14 protein-coding genes are annotated in these 19,163 nt (G+C 27.1%); all 14 read right to left on the reverse strand.

Translation table 11 applies throughout. The features are described 5' to 3' along the window. On the reverse strand, positions 1 to 2,787 hold the full coding sequence (gene pulA / locus BUE91_RS00225; RefSeq protein WP_073507573.1) for a type I pullulanase: 2,787 nt from the start codon (positions 2,785 to 2,787) through the stop codon (positions 1 to 3). 83 nt (positions 2,788 to 2,870) lie between these two features. Then, the gene (purD, locus tag BUE91_RS00230; RefSeq protein ID WP_066899854.1) at positions 2,871 to 4,079 is read right to left on the reverse strand and encodes a phosphoribosylamine--glycine ligase; all 1,209 of its coding nucleotides are present in this window, start codon (positions 4,077 to 4,079) and stop codon (positions 2,871 to 2,873) included. An 8-nt stretch (positions 4,080 to 4,087) separates the two neighbouring features. Beyond that, complete coding sequence (gene purH, locus BUE91_RS00235) at positions 4,088 to 5,593, reverse strand: bifunctional phosphoribosylaminoimidazolecarboxamide formyltransferase/IMP cyclohydrolase (protein WP_073507574.1); 1,506 nt, start codon at positions 5,591 to 5,593, stop codon at positions 4,088 to 4,090. Then, complete coding sequence (purN, locus tag BUE91_RS00240) at positions 5,590 to 6,138, reverse strand: phosphoribosylglycinamide formyltransferase (RefSeq protein ID WP_073507575.1); 549 nt, start codon at positions 6,136 to 6,138, stop codon at positions 5,590 to 5,592. Before purN ends, purH begins: the two co-directional genes overlap by 4 nt. Beyond that, positions 6,126 to 7,127 carry a phosphoribosylformylglycinamidine cyclo-ligase gene (gene purM / locus BUE91_RS00245; RefSeq protein ID WP_066899848.1) on the reverse strand — a complete coding sequence of 334 codons (1,002 nt, stop codon included), beginning with the start codon at positions 7,125 to 7,127 and terminating at the stop codon, positions 6,126 to 6,128. The genes purN and purM overlap by 13 nt, the downstream gene beginning before the upstream one ends. 20 nt (positions 7,128 to 7,147) lie before the next feature. After that, positions 7,148 to 8,518: an amidophosphoribosyltransferase gene (purF, locus tag BUE91_RS00250; RefSeq protein ID WP_073507576.1), complete on the reverse strand. Its 1,371-nt coding sequence runs from the start codon at positions 8,516 to 8,518 to the stop codon at positions 7,148 to 7,150. Then, the gene (purC, locus tag BUE91_RS00255; protein ID WP_073507577.1) at positions 8,511 to 9,230 is read right to left on the reverse strand and encodes a phosphoribosylaminoimidazolesuccinocarboxamide synthase; all 720 of its coding nucleotides are present in this window, start codon (positions 9,228 to 9,230) and stop codon (positions 8,511 to 8,513) included. The genes purF and purC overlap by 8 nt, the downstream gene beginning before the upstream one ends. Before the next feature lie 18 nt (positions 9,231 to 9,248). Beyond that, positions 9,249 to 10,046: a hypothetical protein gene (locus BUE91_RS00260; RefSeq protein ID WP_073507578.1), complete on the reverse strand. Its 798-nt coding sequence runs from the start codon at positions 10,044 to 10,046 to the stop codon at positions 9,249 to 9,251. 2 nt (positions 10,047 to 10,048) lie between these two features. Continuing rightward, positions 10,049 to 10,516, reverse strand: coding sequence for a 5-(carboxyamino)imidazole ribonucleotide mutase (purE, locus tag BUE91_RS00265; protein ID WP_066899840.1), 468 nt, complete (start codon positions 10,514 to 10,516; stop codon positions 10,049 to 10,051). An 11-nt stretch (positions 10,517 to 10,527) separates the two neighbouring features. After that, positions 10,528 to 14,238, reverse strand: coding sequence for a phosphoribosylformylglycinamidine synthase (locus tag BUE91_RS00270; RefSeq protein WP_073507579.1), 3,711 nt, complete (start codon positions 14,236 to 14,238; stop codon positions 10,528 to 10,530). 121 nt (positions 14,239 to 14,359) lie between these two features. Next, on the reverse strand, positions 14,360 to 17,059 hold the full coding sequence (locus BUE91_RS00275) for a DEAD/DEAH box helicase (RefSeq protein WP_073507580.1): 2,700 nt from the start codon (positions 17,057 to 17,059) through the stop codon (positions 14,360 to 14,362). After that, entirely contained in the window at positions 17,052 to 17,894 is an 843-nt protein-coding gene (locus BUE91_RS00280; protein ID WP_066899835.1) for a hypothetical protein, read from the reverse strand. Before BUE91_RS00280 ends, BUE91_RS00275 begins: the two co-directional genes overlap by 8 nt. Then, positions 17,881 to 18,957 (reverse strand): DNA replication/repair protein RecF, encoded by a 1,077-nt coding sequence (gene recF, locus BUE91_RS00285; protein ID WP_073507581.1) that lies wholly within the window; start codon positions 18,955 to 18,957, stop codon positions 17,881 to 17,883. The genes BUE91_RS00280 and recF overlap by 14 nt, the downstream gene beginning before the upstream one ends. Further along, a complete protein-coding gene (locus tag BUE91_RS00290; RefSeq protein ID WP_066899831.1) occupies positions 18,954 to 19,157 on the reverse strand; it encodes an RNA-binding S4 domain-containing protein in 204 nt (67 codons plus the stop codon). The genes recF and BUE91_RS00290 overlap by 4 nt, the downstream gene beginning before the upstream one ends. Positions 19,158 to 19,163 lie beyond the last annotated feature (6 nt).

The raw sequence follows: 19,163 nt of genomic DNA on the forward strand, positions 1-19,163 counted from the left end.
TTATTTCTTTTTAAGTAATAATGCCGATTGCATAGGCACTATAACCTTACTTGCTTTTATTTCAATTTCTCCAAGTCCTTTTGAATTTGCCATGTTCCCTTTAACAAGAACTATATATTTACCATTAGGTATCTCTATTTCTTTATCTTTTGAACTAGCATTAAACGCTATTATTTTATCAGCTTGAGTATATGCAATTACTTGATCTATAACTTTAATAGGCTTTATTATTTTATTAACCTCATCAAATGTCTTTAAATTAAAATCAGGATTTTCTTTACGTATCTTGATTAATTCTCTAACTAATTTAACACTTGCCCTATTTTTTCTTGCAAGATCCCAATCAAACCTATTCACTTCATCACTTGATTTATATGAATTTTCATCTCCACCCTTAGTTCTTAAAAATTCTTGTCCTGCATGAATAAATGGAACTCCTTGAGATAAAAGAACTATTGTAGTTCCAAGATTATGTCTTCTAGTTATAGTTGCTAAATCCTCAGTGTCATTAGTTTTACTGATTTGATCAAATAAAGTAAGGTTATCATGTGCTTCAACATATTGTATTAATTGCATAGGTGATGTATATGTTCTTATACCTTCTCCACCTTTTATAGATGCAAATAATCTCTCTTCTTGTTTTAGATTTCCACTTATAAAGCCTTTACCTATTTCTCCAAAAGTTGAACCTTTAACTGCATCTCTAAAATCATCATTAAAGAATGCAATATTTTTAAGTTTATTAGCATTATTTTGATTTGCTTTAATTTCAGAATCTAATGTTCCCATATCCCAACCTTCTCCTAGTATAAAGAAATTAGGATTAATTTTTTTCATCTCATCTCTTAATTCATTCATAGTATCAATATCAAGTATACCCATTAAATCAAAACGGAATCCATCTAATTTAAATGTTTTCGCCCAATATTTTGCACTATCTATTATGAATTTTCTAACCATTTTTCTCTCACTAGCGATATCATTTCCTACTCCAGTACCATTAGTTAAATTTCCTTCATCATCATATCTATAATAATAATTTGGTACTATCTTATTAAATGCATGTTCACCTGCACTAAATACATGGTTATAAACAACATCCATAATTACACCTAAGTTATTTTTATGAAGTATGTCTATAGTTTTTTGTAATTCTTCTATTCTAACATTAGGATCATATGGATTAGTAGAATATGAACCTTCAACCGTGTTATAATTTACAGGATCATATCCCCAATTATATCTAGCAAATTGATTTTTTTCATCCACAGAATATGAGCTAAAATCATATATAGGTAAAAGTTGAATATATGTTACACCTAATGATTTAATATAGTCAAGTCCTGTAATTTGACCACTTTTTGTTTTAGTTCCTGTCTCTGTTAATCCTAAAAATTTCCCTTTATTCTTTATTCCACTTGCTGGATGAGATGATAAATCCCTTACATGTAATTCATATATTATTACATTATTAATATTGGGATAATCTACATTTGAAATAGTTGGGTTAACTACTACTGATTTTTCTCCATTTATTGTAGTTGAGTAAGTATATGGATCATTAGTAATATTTACTTCACCATTTACACCAACTTCAAATTGATAAACTAATCCCAATTTATCTCCAGATAAAGTTATAGAATAAACTCCTTTTTCTCCTAAAGTCATAGTCTTTTTAATGATTTTTTCTCCTTCATATATTAAAAGGTTTACAAAATCTGCTGTAGGAGCCCATACTTTAATAGTTGTCTCATCTTTAGTATATATAGCTCCAAGATCTCCATCATATGCATAAAAATCATCAAAGCTTTTATCTCTAACTACAGCGCCTAAATTAACTTTAGCTTCACCAAATGTAGACATTATTACTCTTCCATCTTTATTTCTTAAATCTAAATTTTTATCAAAAACTATTTTAAATTTATCAGTTTGTACTCCAGCTTCTGTTAATGAAATAATTTCTTTTATACTATTATCAAGGTTTGTTATAATTCCTCTAGATATCTCTTTTTTTAAATTAAAGTTCTTATTTGTCTTAACTGTTATGCTATTCATTGAATCTATACTAGCATTTTCAATAAGCTTTGGTTTAGTTGCTGCTTTTTCTGATTTATATATAGCCTTATCTTCCTGATTTATATAAATATCTACATTAGCACTTTCATCAATTTTAGTAATTTCTCTTAAAACATCAACTTTCTTTTCAAAGAAAAACCACCATCTCTTAGTAATCTCAAAATTTAATTTAGTAATATCCTTACCTTCATAATTACCTTTAGCTACGAATTTTTCTCCATCTTTAACTAGATTAATATATTTAGGTTTTAATCCATCTGCCCATACTTTTACCCTATATTTTTTAGCATCTTTTTCAACTGGATAATATTTAATATCTAAATTAACATTATCAAACATTAATGGTGCCTTATCTGGATTAGAATAATATGCATTAGAGTCCTTAGATTTAACCCATATTTCAGCTTCTCCATCTTCAATATTAATAAATCTATCTTCTCCTACATCTTTCTTAGACCAATCTGAAAGCCTAACTATATATCCTACCTTTTTATGATTACCCTCTAAGGTAATTTCTGCATATTTACCAAATTCATCTTCTTTATCAAAAGCGTATGCATTTCCACTCCCTTTATCTGGCCAAACCCATAAATCCCATTCTAAGTTTTCACTTGGCTGATAATGTATAGTTACCTTAGTACTTGCTGAAAATACAATTATTTGCATTAGAAGTAAAAAAGTAAATATTAATTTCCTAAATAATTTATTCATATATACCTCCACTCTACACAATATTATACCTCGACATGCAAGCGTTTACAATATTAAAATAGGGATGAAAATATTTTTCATCCCTATCTACCTATATCTTTTCTAAAATACTTACCTTCAAATGATATTTTTTCTAGCTCTTCATATACTTTTTTTATAACTTCTTCTCTTGTTTTTGCCTGAGATACAATATTTAGTACTCTTCCACCATTTGTATAATACTTTCCAGCCTCTTTTTTTACTCCAGCTAAAAATACCTGTGTATCCTTATCTACCATTTCTATACCTGTAATTTCTTTGCCTTTTTCATATTTTTCTGGATAACCACTTGCTGCAATAACTACACAACAAGAATGTTCATTCTTCCATTTAATTTCTACCTCATCTAATCTTTTTTCTAAGGACATATTAATTATTTCTATTAAATCACTTTCCATTAAAGGTAACAAACATTGTGTTTCAGGATCTCCTAATCTCATATTATATTCAAGTAAATAAACTCCATCTTCTGTTATCATTAATCCAAAAAATATTATACCTGAAAAGCTCATTTTTTCCTGTTTTAATCCTTTAAGAGTAGGATTTAATATTTTTTCTATAAATTCTCTTTCCACTCTTTCATTATAGTATGGATTAGGTGATATTACACCCATACCTCCAGTATTTAATCCTTTTTCGTTCTCAAGTATTTTTTTATGATCCTTTGCAGACTTAAACGGTAATATTACATTACCATCAGTTATTGAAAGTATAGAAACCTCAACTCCTTTTAAAAACTCTTCTATTACTAATACATCTCCAGCTGATCCAAAAACTTTATCTTCCATAATATCAGTTATAGCTTTTAAAGCTTCATTTTCATTTTTAGCTATTATTACTCCTTTACCAGCTGCAAGTCCACTTGCTTTAATAACTATAGGATATTTCATATTTTCCCTAATATATTCTTCTGCTTTTACCTTATCTGTAAATGATTCATATTTTGCAGTATTAACCCCATATTTTTTCATAAATTTTTTAGCAAAATCTTTAGACCCCTCTAACATTGCTGCCTTTTTATCAGGTCCAAATATTTTTAATCCGAAATTATTAAATTCATTTACTATACCTTTAACTAAAAGTTCTTCACTTCCAACTATAGTTAAATCTATTTTTTCCTTTAAAGCAAAGTTCCTTATTTCAAATATATCACTAGATGTCATCGTATATACCATTTCTACATTAGGGTTTTGTTTAAGTTTCCACATAATGGCATCTTCTCTTCCACCTGATCCTATTATTAATATCTTCATAAAACTCCTTAATGTTTAAAATGTCTAATTTTTGAAATTATCATAGCTATATTATTCTCATCACAAGCTTTTATTGATTTTTCATCATTAATAGATCCACCTGGCTGTATTATTGATGATATCTTATATTTTCCAGCCATATTTACTACATCCTCAAATGGGAAGAAAGCATCAGATGCCATTATAGCACCACTAGTTTCCTTAGATCTTTCAAGTGCTTTTTCAGCTGCCCAAATTCTACTAACTTCTCCTGCTCCTATTCCTAAAGTTCTTCCATCCTTAGCTATAACTATTGCATTAGATTTTACATACTTAACTACCTTTAATCCAAATATTAAATCTTTCATTTCTAGTTCTTCAACTTTCTTTTTAGTAACGACTTCAAGATCTGAATAAAGGATGTTATCCACGTCCTGATAAAGCATACCCCCATCTACCTTAACCATTTCTTTTTTATCAATAGGTTTTTTATTACACTCTATTACTCTTAAATTCTTTTTAGTTTTTAACTTTTCTAAAGCCTCTTTTGTAAAGCTAGGAGCTATAACTATCTCTAAGAAGATTTTACTTAAAAGTTCAGCTGTTTCTAAATCAACTTCATTATTTATTGCAACTATACCACCAAAAATAGATACAGGATCACATTCATATGCTTTAATGTAAGCATCTTTAACATCACTACCTATAGCAACCCCACAAGGAGTAGAATGTTTAACTGCACAACAAGCAATTTCATCAAATTCACAAACTACTTTCCAAGCTAAATCCATATCTCTAATATTATTATATGAAAGTTCTTTTCCATTTAATTGTTTAAAATCTTTCATAGCCCCTTCATTCATATTATCTACATAATATGCTGCAATTTGATGAGAATTTTCTCCATATCTCATTTCACTTTCTTTAGTGTACGATATAGTTAAATATTTTGGAAACTCTTCTTCATTTAAAAAATTAAATATTGCACTATCATAAGCAGAAGTTAAATTAAATACTTTAGCTGCAAGTTTTTTTCTTGTACTTAAACTTATATCTCCTGTTTCATTAATTTCATTCATTATTGGATTATAGTCTGCTTTATCACTAATTACTACTACATCTTTAAAAGATTTAGCAGCTGATCTAAGCATACTTGGTCCACCTATATCTATAAACTCAATTTTTTCAGCTTCTGTTAAATCTTCCTTAACCTTATCAAAAAATGGGTAAAGATTAACTATCACATAATCTATTGTATCTATATTATATTCTCTAATAGTATTCATATGCTCTTTTTTATCTCTTATAGCAAGTATTCCACCATGTATATTAGGGTGTAAGCTTTTAACTCTTCCGTCTAACATTTCTGGAAAATTTGTAACTTCACTAATATCAATAACTTTAACATCATTTTCTTTAAGGTAGTTATAGCTACCACCTGTAGATATTATTTCAACTCCTTTTTTTTCTAAAAATCTAGCAATTTCTAAAATATTTTCTTTATCAAAAACAGAAATTAAAGCTCTTTTCATTATTTTCTCCCATCTAATATTTCTTTTATTATTCTAGGATAAACTTCCCATTCTCTTTCAAGTATTAACCTTTGAATATCCTCAGGACTTCTAGCATCTTTAATATCAACTACTTCCTGTCTAATTATTTTACCCTCATCTACACCTTTTGTTACATAATGTATGGTTGTTCCACTTATTTTTTCTTTATTTTCAAATACTTTTTCATGTATTTTCATCCCATACATACCAACCCCTGAATACTTAGGTATTAAAGAGGGATGTATATTAATTATTCTATTTTCATATTTATCTAAAATATCCCCTTTAATTATAGAGAGAAAGCCTGCAAGTACTATTAAATCAATATCAAAATCATTAAGTAGATTTAATATCTTATTTGAAATATCTTTTCTTTCAAGCTCAAAATATGGAATATTATATTCTTTTGCTATATCCTCTGATAAACATTTTCTATCTGAAATCACAGTAGCTACTTCAATATCATTTTCTAATATTTTTCTCAAATTAGTTCCACTACCTGAAACTAAAACTGCTATTTTAGACATAATGTGTTATCTCCTTTTTCTATATGACCTATTATAAAGGGCATCTCTCCTAAATTATATAATTCTTTTAATATATTATCTGCATCTTCTTTATCAACTATTAAAGTAAAACCTACTCCCATGTTAAATGTTCCAAACATTTCATCCTCACTTATATTACCCCTTTTTTGTAATTCTTTAAATATTTCAGGAACTATTAACTTATCTTTAAATATCACAGGTGATAAATCTTTACTCATAGCCCTTGGTAAATTTTCTATCAATCCTCCTCCTGTAATATGTGCCATACCATTAACATTGAACTTATCTAAGATTTGAAGTACATTTTTTACATAAATTCTTGTAGGAGTAAGTAAAATTTCATCAATTTTTCTACCAAAAACCTCTTCATTATAGTCTGAAAATACTTTTCTTATTAATGAATAACCATTACTATGAAATCCACTTGATGCCAGTCCTATTATTATATCCCCGTCTTTAACCTTTGAACCATTTATTATTCTATCTTTTTCAACAACTCCTACACAAAATCCTGCTATATCATAATCTCCTGGTTTATAAAAGCCTGGCATTTCAGCAGTTTCTCCACCTATTAAAGCCATTTTACTCTCAAGACAACCTTGAGCTATTCCAGATACAATTTCTACTGCAACTTCTGCTGATAATTTACCACAGGCTATATAATCAAGAAAAAATAGAGGTTTTGCACCATGACATAATATATCATTTACACACATTGCTACTGCATCTATACCTATTGTGTCATATTTTTTTTGTTTTAATGCTATATGAAGTTTAGTTCCTACACCATCAGTTCCTGAGACAAGAACAGGGTTTTTATATCTTCCAAGTTCATACATTGCACCAAAACCACCCAAGTCATTTAAAACTGAACTATTATGAGTCTTTGAAACTCTTTCTCTCATTAATTTTACAGCCTTATATCCCTCCTCTTTATCTACACCAGATAATTTATATGAATTTGACATCAATATTCCTCCAATTATATTTATTTAAAACAATCTAAGTTACAATCTAATCCATTTAAAGCTTTTACTAAATTCTCTATTGATAAATATCCTAGTGTAGTTGCACCTATATGATCCCTTATTTCATCAATAGTCATAATATTTCCTATTAACTCCTTATCACTGGCTATACTTGCACCAAAATATGATTCACTTATTACTACAGGTGATGCTGACCTAAAGTGAACCTCACTTGCTCCAGCTTCATAAAGTATTTTTATTAATATTTTAGATGTAGTTCCACGAACTAATGAATCATCTACAACAACTATTCTCTTACCTGATATTAATGTTTTCATTGCATTTAATTTTAATCTAACTGCCATTTCCCTTGAAGCCTGACCTGGCATAATAAAGGTTCTACCTATATACTTATTTTTTAATAATGCTGTGGCATAAGGTATTCCACTTGCTTCTGAAAATCCAATACCTGCAGCTACTCCTGAATCAGGAACACCTATTACTAAATCTGCTTTAATAGGATTTTGTTCATAAAGATATTTACCGCAAGAATGTCTTGCTTCATAAACACTTAAACCATCAATAACACTATCAGGTCTTGCAAAATATATGTATTCAAAAGATGAATAAGCTCTTTCTTTCTGAGAATTATATATTATTGATTCTATGCCATTCTTATCTATTATTATCATTTCTCCTGGCTCTATATCCCTAATAAAGCTTGCCCCAATACTATCAATAGCACAAGATTCTGATGCAACTATATAAGTTCCATCTTTAAACCTACCTAAACAAAGAGGTCTTATACCATAAGGATCTCTTACTGCTACCAATTTGTCTTCTATAATAACTGCGATAGCAAAAGCTCCTTCTATTCTTTTTATAGTGTTTAATATAGCGTTTTTATACCCAAACTTTGCATTTTTACCTATAAGTTTTAGTATAATTTCTGTATCTGTTTCAGTTTGAAACATTGATCCTTCTTCTAATAATTCATTAATGATTTTATCTGTATTTATTAAATTTCCTGCATGTACAATAGATAGTTTTCCTAATAATGAATCTCCTCTTAATGGTTGGTAATTTCTATTAGATGTTCCACTTTCAATCCCATATTTAATATGTCCTACTAATATATTTCCAACATAACTTCTTAAATCTTCAACTGAGAATACATCTGAGACAAGACCCTTACCTCTAATTGTCTTATGCCTTATATTTTCACTAGAAGTAGCATCACAAATTGTTATCCCTGCACTTTCTTGTCCTCTATGTTGCAGTGCGTAAAGTCCATAATATGAAATTGATACTAGATCATCTCTTAAATCATTTGAATAAAGTGCAAATAATCCACCCTCTTCAATTCTTTTTACTACTTTTGTATTATTCATTATCTTTTCTCCCTAATCTTTTAAATATTTCTAAATAAGCTTCTTCAACATTTCCTAGATCTCTTCTAAATCTATCTTTATCTAATTTTTCTCCAGTAAATTTATCCCAAAATCTACAAGTATCAGGAGTAATTTCATCTGCAAGTAATATTTCTCCCTTTGAATTTTTACCAAATTCAATTTTAAAATCAACTAAATTTATTCCTAATTTATCAAATTTTTCTTTTAATAAGTTATTTATTTTATCTGTTATATCATATATTTTTTTTAATTCATCATATGTTGCAAGACCTAAAGCTACAGCGTGATGATCATTAATTAAAGGATCTCCATAACTATCATTTTTATAGCAAATCTCAAATATTGTATTAACTGGTTTTGTACCCTCTTTTATTCCTAGTCTTTCAGACATAGACCCTGCTATTATATTTCTTACTATAACTTCAAGTGGAAAAATATCAACCTTTTGACAAAGTTGCTCTCTTTCATTTATTTTCTTTACAAAATGAGTTTTAATTCCATGATCTTCCAAAAGATTAAAAATTAATGTAGTTATATCATTATTTAATATCCCCTTATTCTTAATACTTCCTTTTTTTACACCATTTCCAGCAGTTGCATCATCTTTATACAGAACTATAACTAAATCTTTATCATCTGTTAAATAAAGTTGCTTTGCCTTTCCTTCGTATAAAAAGTCTCTTTTTTCCATGTTGCCTCCTTATATATTTTAATTAAATACTTGATATATTTGAATAAATCCTATTAATAGCCCTAATATTGTAAATACAATTCCCAATATTTGAATTATATATTCTCTTCTATTTATCAATTTTTCTTCCTTTTTTTGTATTTGATAAAATATTGCATCTTTTATTATTGTTAAATTTCTTGTTAATTCTTCCATTTGTTTATCTATGTTATAGTGTTCCATTAAATAGTCAATTATTTCTGATGTTTCCCTTATCTCATTTAAAGGATATTTATAGTAAGTTTTCACATAAAATGTTGTTATGTATCTTAATAAATTTTCCACTTTCCTATATTCTAATTCATCATATTTATTATATAGCTTATTCATATCTAACTTTGATATTTCATGTTGAAAATATTTAAGCATTTTAGAATAATATATTACTATAGCAAGAGAAACTAATATTAATTTCACTGTATTTTTTTCTGTATTTTTCTCATAATTTTCAGGAAAAGTTTCTTTTAAATTCTTAAAATTTTTTAAAGTATCTAAAAAATGAGCTTTATTTCTTTCATTCAAATATTTTTTAACAATATTGTAATTTTTATTTAATTCATCATATGTAACTTTAACTATTTTATCATCTGAAAATTTAAAATAATAATTTAAATTTTCATTATCTATGTTATATACATCAAAGCAAATATTTTCATATAAATTAGGTTTTAGAGCTTGTTCTCCACAAATTTTTTTCCTATTTTTTTTATCGTTATATTCTTTTATAACTTTTTTATATTCATCTAAATCTTTTAAAAACAATTGTTCATATGACATATCTAAATTTCTACCTTTACTTCAAATTTTTCCTTAATTTCTTTCCTAAATATTATTAACTTCTCCTTTATTTCTGGATATTTTATAGAAAGAATCTGAACTGCCAACATACCTGCATTATATGAATTATCTATACCAACTGTTGCAACAGGTATACTCTTAGGCATTTGTACTATAGAATAAAGTGCATCAAGACCACTAAGTGAAACATTAATAGGTACTCCTATTACAGGTAATGTAGTTTTTGATGCAATTACACCTGGAAGATGTGCTGCAAGACCTGCTCCTGCAATAATTATCTCACAACCTTTTTCTTCTATTTTTCTTAAAGTTTCTTCTAACAATTCTGGAACTCTATGTGCTGAAAGAATAAAAGCTTCATATTTAATATCAAATTCTTTTAAAACATTTGCTGCACCTTTCATAATATCTAAGTCTGACTTACTTCCAAAAATTATTGATACTTTCATTTTTCCTCCTATTATTTAAAGTATTCTATACCATTTTTAAATATATTCTGATATTTATTTCCATTAACATTTTTAAGTGTATTTTCTCCTGCTCTTTCTGAATGTCCCATTTTACCTAATATTTTACCATCAGGAGAAATTATACCCTCTATTGCTAGTTCTGAACCATTAGGATTAAATTTAAACTCATTGGTAGCCTTACCATTAAAGTCAACATATTGAGTTGCTATTTGACCATTTTCTATTAATTTTTGTAGTGTTTTATCACTTGCAAAAAATCTACCTTCTCCATGTGAAACTGGTATATCAAATTCATCTCCTACATTAAAACTTGAAAGCCATGGTGATCTATTTGTGGCAATTCTTGTTTTAACCATCTGAGATATATGCCTTCCTATCTTATTATATGTTAAGGTTGGACTATCCTTTGTTATTTCTCCTATATTACCATAAGGAAGAAGTCCTGATTTAACTAGTGCTTGGAATCCATTACATATACCTAAAATTAATCCATCTCTTTGTAAAAATCTTTCTATTTCTTCTTTAATTCTAGGATTTTGTAATACTGTAGCTATAAATTTACCTGAACCATCTGGCTCATCTCCTGCTGAAAACCCACCTGGCAGTACAAATATCTGACTATTTTTAAGTTCTTTACATATATCATTTATAGATGATTCTATATGTAATTTATTTAGATTTTTGAATAAAAGAATATTAGTAATAGCCCCATTTCTTTCAAAAATATTTTTCATATCATATTCACAATTAGTTCCAGGGAAGGCTGTTATTAAAACCCTAGGCTTTGCTACTTTTATACTAGATGTATAAATTATATCCTTAGGCTTAGATAGAGTTATAGTTGGCTTTTTCCCCTCTTTATACTCATAAGGGAATATACTAGATAATTTATCCAACCATGACTTTAATACCTTTTCTAAGTCTATTATTTCATCTTTAAAAGTTATATTAAATTCTTTAATACTCTTTCCTATAAGTGTAAAATCAAGTTCTTCCTTTGATTCAACAATTATACTACCAGGCATATATTTAAAGTAATCTAGATCTAAATTATCTAACTTAACTCCTATCCTGTTACCAAAACACATTTGAGATAAGCTTCCTGAAATTCCTCCCATACCTACAACTTTAGCAGATAAAATCTTACCTTTTTTTATATAATCTAAAACTTTAGAATATTTATTCTTAATATCTTGTAAGTTATAGCTTAAATCATCATTAATCTTATTTTCTACTAAATATATTTTATTTCCTATTTCTTTAATTTCAGTTGATATTACATCTTTAGCATTTACAGTATTTACTGCAAAAGAAATTAATGTTGGAGGAACAGAAATATCTTCAAAAGTTCCACTCATAGAATCTTTTCCACCTATTGCTGCTATTTCAAAATCTAATTGACATCTCATAGCACCAAGTAATGCAATCATAGGTTTTGACCATCTAACACTATCTTTCCCTAATTTTTCAAAATATTCTTGAAATGATAAATGTATGCCTTTATAATTAACACCAGCAGCCACTAATTTAGCGATTGATTCAAGCACAGCATACATAGAACCATGATATGGTGATTTTTCTGTTAAATAAGGGTTATATCCCCAAGTTATTGCTGATGAAGTATTAGTCTTCTTAGAAATCATAGGTATTTTCATTATTGATACATCTATAGGACTTAACTGATATTTACCACCATAAGGCATAAGTACAGTAGATGCTCCTATACTTGAATCAAACATTTCACTTAAACCCTTAGTTCCTGCAACATTTAACTTTCCTATATTCTCTAACCATTTTTCTTTAAATGTATTAGACGATAATTCTCTGTTTAAAAAATCTTTTACATTAATATCTTCTATTTTTATATCAATTTCTTGAGTAGCACCATTAGTATTTAAGAACTTTCTTGAAATATTAACTACAGCTTCTCCTCTATGTCTTAGTATTAATCTTTCATTATCAGTAATTTGACCAACTACTGTTGCAATTAAATTTTCTTTATCTGCCTCTTCTAAAAACTTTTCTACATCTTCTCTTGCAACTACTACAGCCATTCTTTCCTGTGATTCTGATATCGCAAGTTCTGTACCATTTAATCCCTCATATTTAACTGGAATTAGATCAAGATTTACATCTATACCATCAGCAAGTTCTCCTATGGCTACTGAAACTCCTCCTGCACCAAAATCATTACATTTTTTAATTAATCTTGTAACATTACCATTTCTAAATAGTCTTTGTATTTTTCTTTCTTCAGGGGCATTTCCTTTTTGAACTTCTGCTCCACATAAAAATAGAGATTTATTAGTATGTTCCTTAGATGAGCCTGTTGCTCCTCCACAACCATCTCTTCCTGTTTTTCCACCAAATAAAATTATTTTATCTCCATTTTCTGGAGTTTTTCTTAATACATTTTCAAGTGGAGCAGCTGCAACTACTGCTCCAACCTCCATTCTCTTTGCCTTATATCCTTCATGATATATCTCAGATACTAAAGATGTTGCTATTCCTATCTGATTTCCATAAGATGAATATCCTTGTGCTGCTCCAGTTGTAATCTTCTTTTGAGATAGTTTACCTTTTAAAGTATTTTCTATATTTTCAAGAGGATTTGCAGATCCAGTTACTCTTATTGCTTGATAAACATATGCTCTACCTGAAAGAGGATCTCTTATAGCTCCACCTAAACAAGTTGAAGCTCCACCAAAAGGTTCTATTTCTGTTGGATGATTATGTGTTTCATTCTTAAACATTAATAACCATTTTTCTATATTTTTTTCTCCATTAAATTTTTCAGTTTCAACATCTATATATACTGAACATGCATTATTTTCTTCACTAATTTCTAAACTGTCTAATTTGTTAATTTTTTTAAAGTATTTAGCTACTACAGTTGCCATATCCATTAAAGTTATATTCTTATTTTTTGAAACTATTTCTTTTATTTCCAAATACTTTTTAAATTCTAAATTTAAAAACTTTCCATATTCACTATCTGGAAATTGAACTTTATTTATTTTTGTTTCAAAAGTAGTATGTCTACAATGATCTGACCAATATGTATCAAATACCTTTATTTCTGTTTCTGTTGGATTTCTTTTTTCTGATTTATAGTAATTTTGAATGTGTAGAATATCTTCATAAGTCATTGATAAACCTAATTTTTTTCTCAAGTTTTCCAATTCTTCTGAATTTAAATTTGTGAAATTATTATATGAAATTAAATTTGTATTTATATTTAATTTTTCTTTTTCTAGAATATTTAGATTTTTTTCCCTTGTTTCTATAGGGTTTATTAGATAATTTTTGATTTTTTGAAGTTCATCATTTGACACTTCACCATATATTATGAAAATTTTAGAAGTTGTTATTTCGACATTTGTAGTTGATGTTAAAATATCTATACACTGCATTGCAGAGTTAGCCCTTTGATCAAATTGACCTGGAAGGTACTCAATAGCAAAGTATTTCTCATTACTTAAGTCTAGATTTTCAAAAATATCATCTGTTACTGGTTCAGATAATATCATTTTCTTTATATCTTCTACATTACTAGGACAGTTGAAAATATCGTAGCAATTAAGTATTCTTATGTCATTTAAAGACACTACGCCCAACTCCTCTTGTAGCTGTTTTAATAACCTCCTTTTTTCAAAGTCGCAATGTTTTTTCTTTTCTACAAAAAATCTTAAGTCTGACATATGTCCTCCATAATTTATATTTATATCTCAATTTAGCACAATTTTTAAATATATTCAACACATTTAAAAAGTTTTCTTTTTCACAAATTATAACTAAAAAGGAGTAGCTAATAACTACTCCTTATTTAATTCTTTTAACAAATTCCTCTTTTGTTAATGTGATTTCATAATTAGATAAAGTTAAGATATATTCTCTGTGATTCTCTTCTATTTTATCTATACCATTTTCTATCATATATAGCTTTATTTTTATAGAATAAATAAAATTTTGCATCTCCTTTGGTATTTTACCAAATCTATCCCTAATCTCATCTGTAAGATCTTTTAATTCATTTTCATTTTGAACCTCAGCATACCTTTTATATACAACTAGCCTTTCATCTTTTTCTATATATTCTTGGGGTATATATCCATTATTTAAAAGATTAATTTCAGTATTTTTAAATTCCCTTACTTTTTCACCTTTTAATTTATTTATCTCATTTTTAAGCATTTTAAGATAAAGATCATATCCAAACATATCTATGGCTCCATGTTGTTTTTCTCCAAGTATCTCTCCTGCTCCACGAATATTTAAATCTTCTAAAGAAAGTAGATATCCTCCACCTTCTACTCCCTCTATCTTTTCTAAACTCTTATCCTTTTCCCTACCCTTTTTACTCTTATACTCACTATCAAGTAAATAGCAATATCCTTGTCTTTTACCACGACCTACTCTTCCTCTTAATTGATAAATTTGAGAAAGTCCAAGACTTGAGTAATTTTCTATAATTATACTATTAGCATTAGTAATATCTATACCATTTTCTACTATAGTTGAGGCTATTAATATATCAAATTTCCCCTCATCAAAATCATTTATTTTTCGTTTAATTTCCTTAGGGTTTAATTGACCATGTATATATTCAATATTTACAAAATCTGGCATTAATTTCTTTAAACTTTTTTGTTTTTCTGCCATTCCTTTAATATTGTTTGTGATATAGAAAACCTGTCCATCTCTTGCAAGTTCTTTTAAAATTATTTTCTTCATTTCATCTTCTTGTATTTTTTGTGTAATAATAGGTAATCTATCCATAGGAGAACTTTGTATTAAAGATATATCTCTAATACCTAAAAGGGCTAAATTTAAAGTTCTAGGTATAGGTGTTGCACTTAAAGTAAGCAAATGAATATCTTCTTTTCTTTTTTTTATTTTTTCCTTTGCTGTAACTCCAAATTTTTGCTCCTCATCTATTATTAATAATCCTAGATTTTTAAATCTTACATCTTCTCCAAGTAATCTATGTGTTCCTATTACTAAGTCAATTTTACCATTTTTTAATCCATCTAAAACACTATCAGTATTTTTCCCAGTAAGTCTTGAAAGATTAGCTACATTAATACCAAAATCTTCAAATCTTTTATGACATCTTTCAAAATGTTGATTAGCAAGTACAGTTGTAGGAGCAAGTATAGCACATTGATATCCATTTTCAATGGCTTTAAAAGCTGCCCTCATAGCAACTTCTGTTTTACCATAACCTACATCTCCTACTAGCAATCTATCCATTAATCTTCCACTTTCTAAATCCTGTTTAATATCATCTACTGCTTTTTGTTGATCAAATGTTAGATTAAAAGGAAATTTTTCTTCAAATTCTTCCTGCCATAATGTATCTTTAATAAAGGGATTTTTAATAACAAGCTTTCTTTTAGCCTGTATATTAACTAACTCTTGTGCAAATTTTTCAACATCTTCTCTTATTCTCTTCTCACGTCTTCTATATCCTTTAGTACCTAAAGAATAAAGTTTTGGTGCTGTTCCTGCTGATACATACTTACTAATCCTATCTAATTTTTCAACAGGAATATATAGCTTATCATTATCAGCATATTGTATATATAGGTAATCTCTATCATTAATATTTACACTACCTTTATATATCCCTATACCAAATTCTACATGTATTACATAATCTCCTTCTAATATTTGATTTACATTATTATACTTAATTCCCTTTTTCTCTATTCTTTCTCTTTTATCCTTAATTTCATCTTGATAATTTCTATCCTTACTTCTACTTACCTCAAGTAAATTACCTTTTTCTATCAATTTATCAAATCTTTTCTTTAAGGTTTTTTCATTATCTTTATCAAGCATTAACATTTGTTCTAACTTAATTTCAAGAAATTCCTTATTTTCTAAAAATATTTCTATATTACCTTTAGTAAATACTTCTATCATATCAACAATTTCTCTTTCTATACCACTTAATACATTACCAAATATTTTTATTTCTTCAATATTTTCTATAGATCTTTGATCATAGGTAGAGAAGATCTTAATATTTTCAAGTATATTATCAAAAAAATCAAGTCTTATAGGGTTATCTAAATTAGATGGATATATATCAATAATATCCCCCCTAATTGAAAACTCTCCCTTATTAAGAACGGTATATTCTTTCTTATACCTATTTTCAATTAAATATTTTAATATTTCATCTCTTGAATATTCTTCATCAACCTTAAATTCCTTTGATTTAAATTCATCAAAAAATATCTTTAACGCTAAATTAATATCAAGGAATAATATACCTTTAGTATTTTTATTTAAAAATTCTAATATTTCAATATTAACACCTATTAGATCAAGGTTTGAGTATGAACTTAAATTTACATATTTACTCTCATAATCACTTTTTTCTTGTTTTAAAATGTTATAGTAATATTCTAAATTATTTGATGCTGAACTTATGAAAACCATTTTAAAAATATTCATACTTGTAAGTTTAGTAACAACTTCTTCTTTAAGTAAGGTAATATTTTTTTTAATCATTATTTTCTCCTAGTGCAGGTATATTAATATTTATTTTTTTGTAATAACGAAATAGTTTTTTTCTTAATTCATCTGCTGCTAAAAACTGTATTTCTGTATCCATAGTTCCCACTTTATATATAGCATAGTCCATAAATAACAGGTTTATCATATTAATATCTGCTTTTTCTTTTTTATCATCAAGGTATTTAAATATCTTATCCACCTTTTCTTCTACTATTTTTCTTCTGGCATCTACATATATTTTAGAATTATTTAATATATATGGATTTTTTATTAGATTATAGTAAGCTTCTTTCCTAATATATTCTAATTCTTCTTGTATACATAATAAGCATTTATCTCCTACTAGACTAGTTCTATCCATATTACAAATAGGGCAAGTAGTTTTAACTTCAGCTCCTTTTTTAAAATATATTTCAGCTATATCATATAGATGATTTTTTACTTCTTCACTTGATGATATTTTGGAAATATCTCCAAGTATTTTATTTTTTTCTTCTTCAGTAATTTCAATGTATTCTAAATTATCATTAAATTCTGTATTTTCTTTCATCATCTGTCTTTTCATATTTCTAGTATTAACAATATTTTTTTTATCATCTAATATTCTAATATCAATTATTTCCCCATATTTTCTGGCTTCTAATAATATATTATACTTAATTTGATTAATAAAGATTTTAACATTAGGATCATTTACATATATATTTATATACCCATCTTTAATAGAACATATACTACAATTACTAATTAATGCATCATCAACAAATTTATCATAATTAAAACCAAAAAATTTTTTTAATTCTAGTACAATATTACTAACCTTTCTCATTAATTATCCCCCCATCAACATCAAATTTTTTACCCACTATCTTTAAATCTTCTGTTGAAGTTAAAAAACATTGTATTTCTTTTTCTAAGAAGTAGTGTATAATTTGATTTTTTCTAAAATTATCAAAAAATGAAGTAATATCATCCATTAAGAATATAGGTTTTTTATTTTCCTTTTTTTCTATTAATTCAATTTCAGATATTTTTAGTATAAATACTATAGATTTTTTTTCGCCCTGAGAAGAGTAATGTCTTGCATTCTTACCATTTAATTCAAAAATATATTCATCTTTATGTACACCATAATTAGAATATCCCATTTGCACGTCATATAGTTCTTTACTTTTTAATAGTTTTTCTATAATTTTTTTAGTTTCTTCTATATCTGAAACATCTTCTAACCTTAAAAAATTTTCATAAATTAATTTAAAGTCATGTTCACTATTAAATAGCTTTTTATAGTTAACATCTAGGTATTTATTTAATTCATCTACGTATTCTTTTCTAATTTTAAGTATTCTTGCACATATATCTATATACTTTTCATCATATATTAAATAAAGTTCTTCTTTATGATTTTTTTCTTTAAGCATCTTATTTCTTACTTTAAGTATTTTTTCATAATCTACTATCAAATGAAGGTATTCTTTATTAATTTGAGAAATTTCATAATTGAAAAACCCCCTCCTAATAGAAGGGTTACCCATTACTAATTCTACATCTTCTGGTATAAATGAAACTGCTAAAATATCTCCAATATATTCCACGTATTTTATTTTTTCACCATTTTTAAAGTATTTTTTTTCATTTTTAAAAAGATTAATAGAATAATTTGATGTATTATCTAATTTAACAAAAATTTTAGCATCACTACTGCTATATTTTATCATTTCATTATTCTTTTTAGTCCTAAAGCTTCTACCTGTTGCTCCAAAATATATAGCTTCCATAAAAGATGTTTTTCCCTGTGCATTTTCACCATAAATTAGGTTAAATCCACTAGATAATTTTATCCTCTTATCAATTAAATTTCTAAATCCTGAAAAAAATATTTCTTTTATCATTTAATTTCTACTCTTTCTCCTTCAAATTCAACTATCATACCTCTATATATTTTTCTACCTCTTCTAAGCTCAACCTCATTATCTACTAATACACGCCCAGCAAGTATCATCTCTTTTGCACTACCCCCATTTTCAACTAAATTTGCATACTTAAGTAGTTGATCTAACTTAATATATTCTGTATTTATCTTTATTTCCATTACTTT

This window comes from Streptobacillus notomytis (genome assembly GCF_001902585.1).
GTDB lineage: Bacteria > Fusobacteriota > Fusobacteriia > Fusobacteriales > Leptotrichiaceae > Streptobacillus > Streptobacillus notomytis.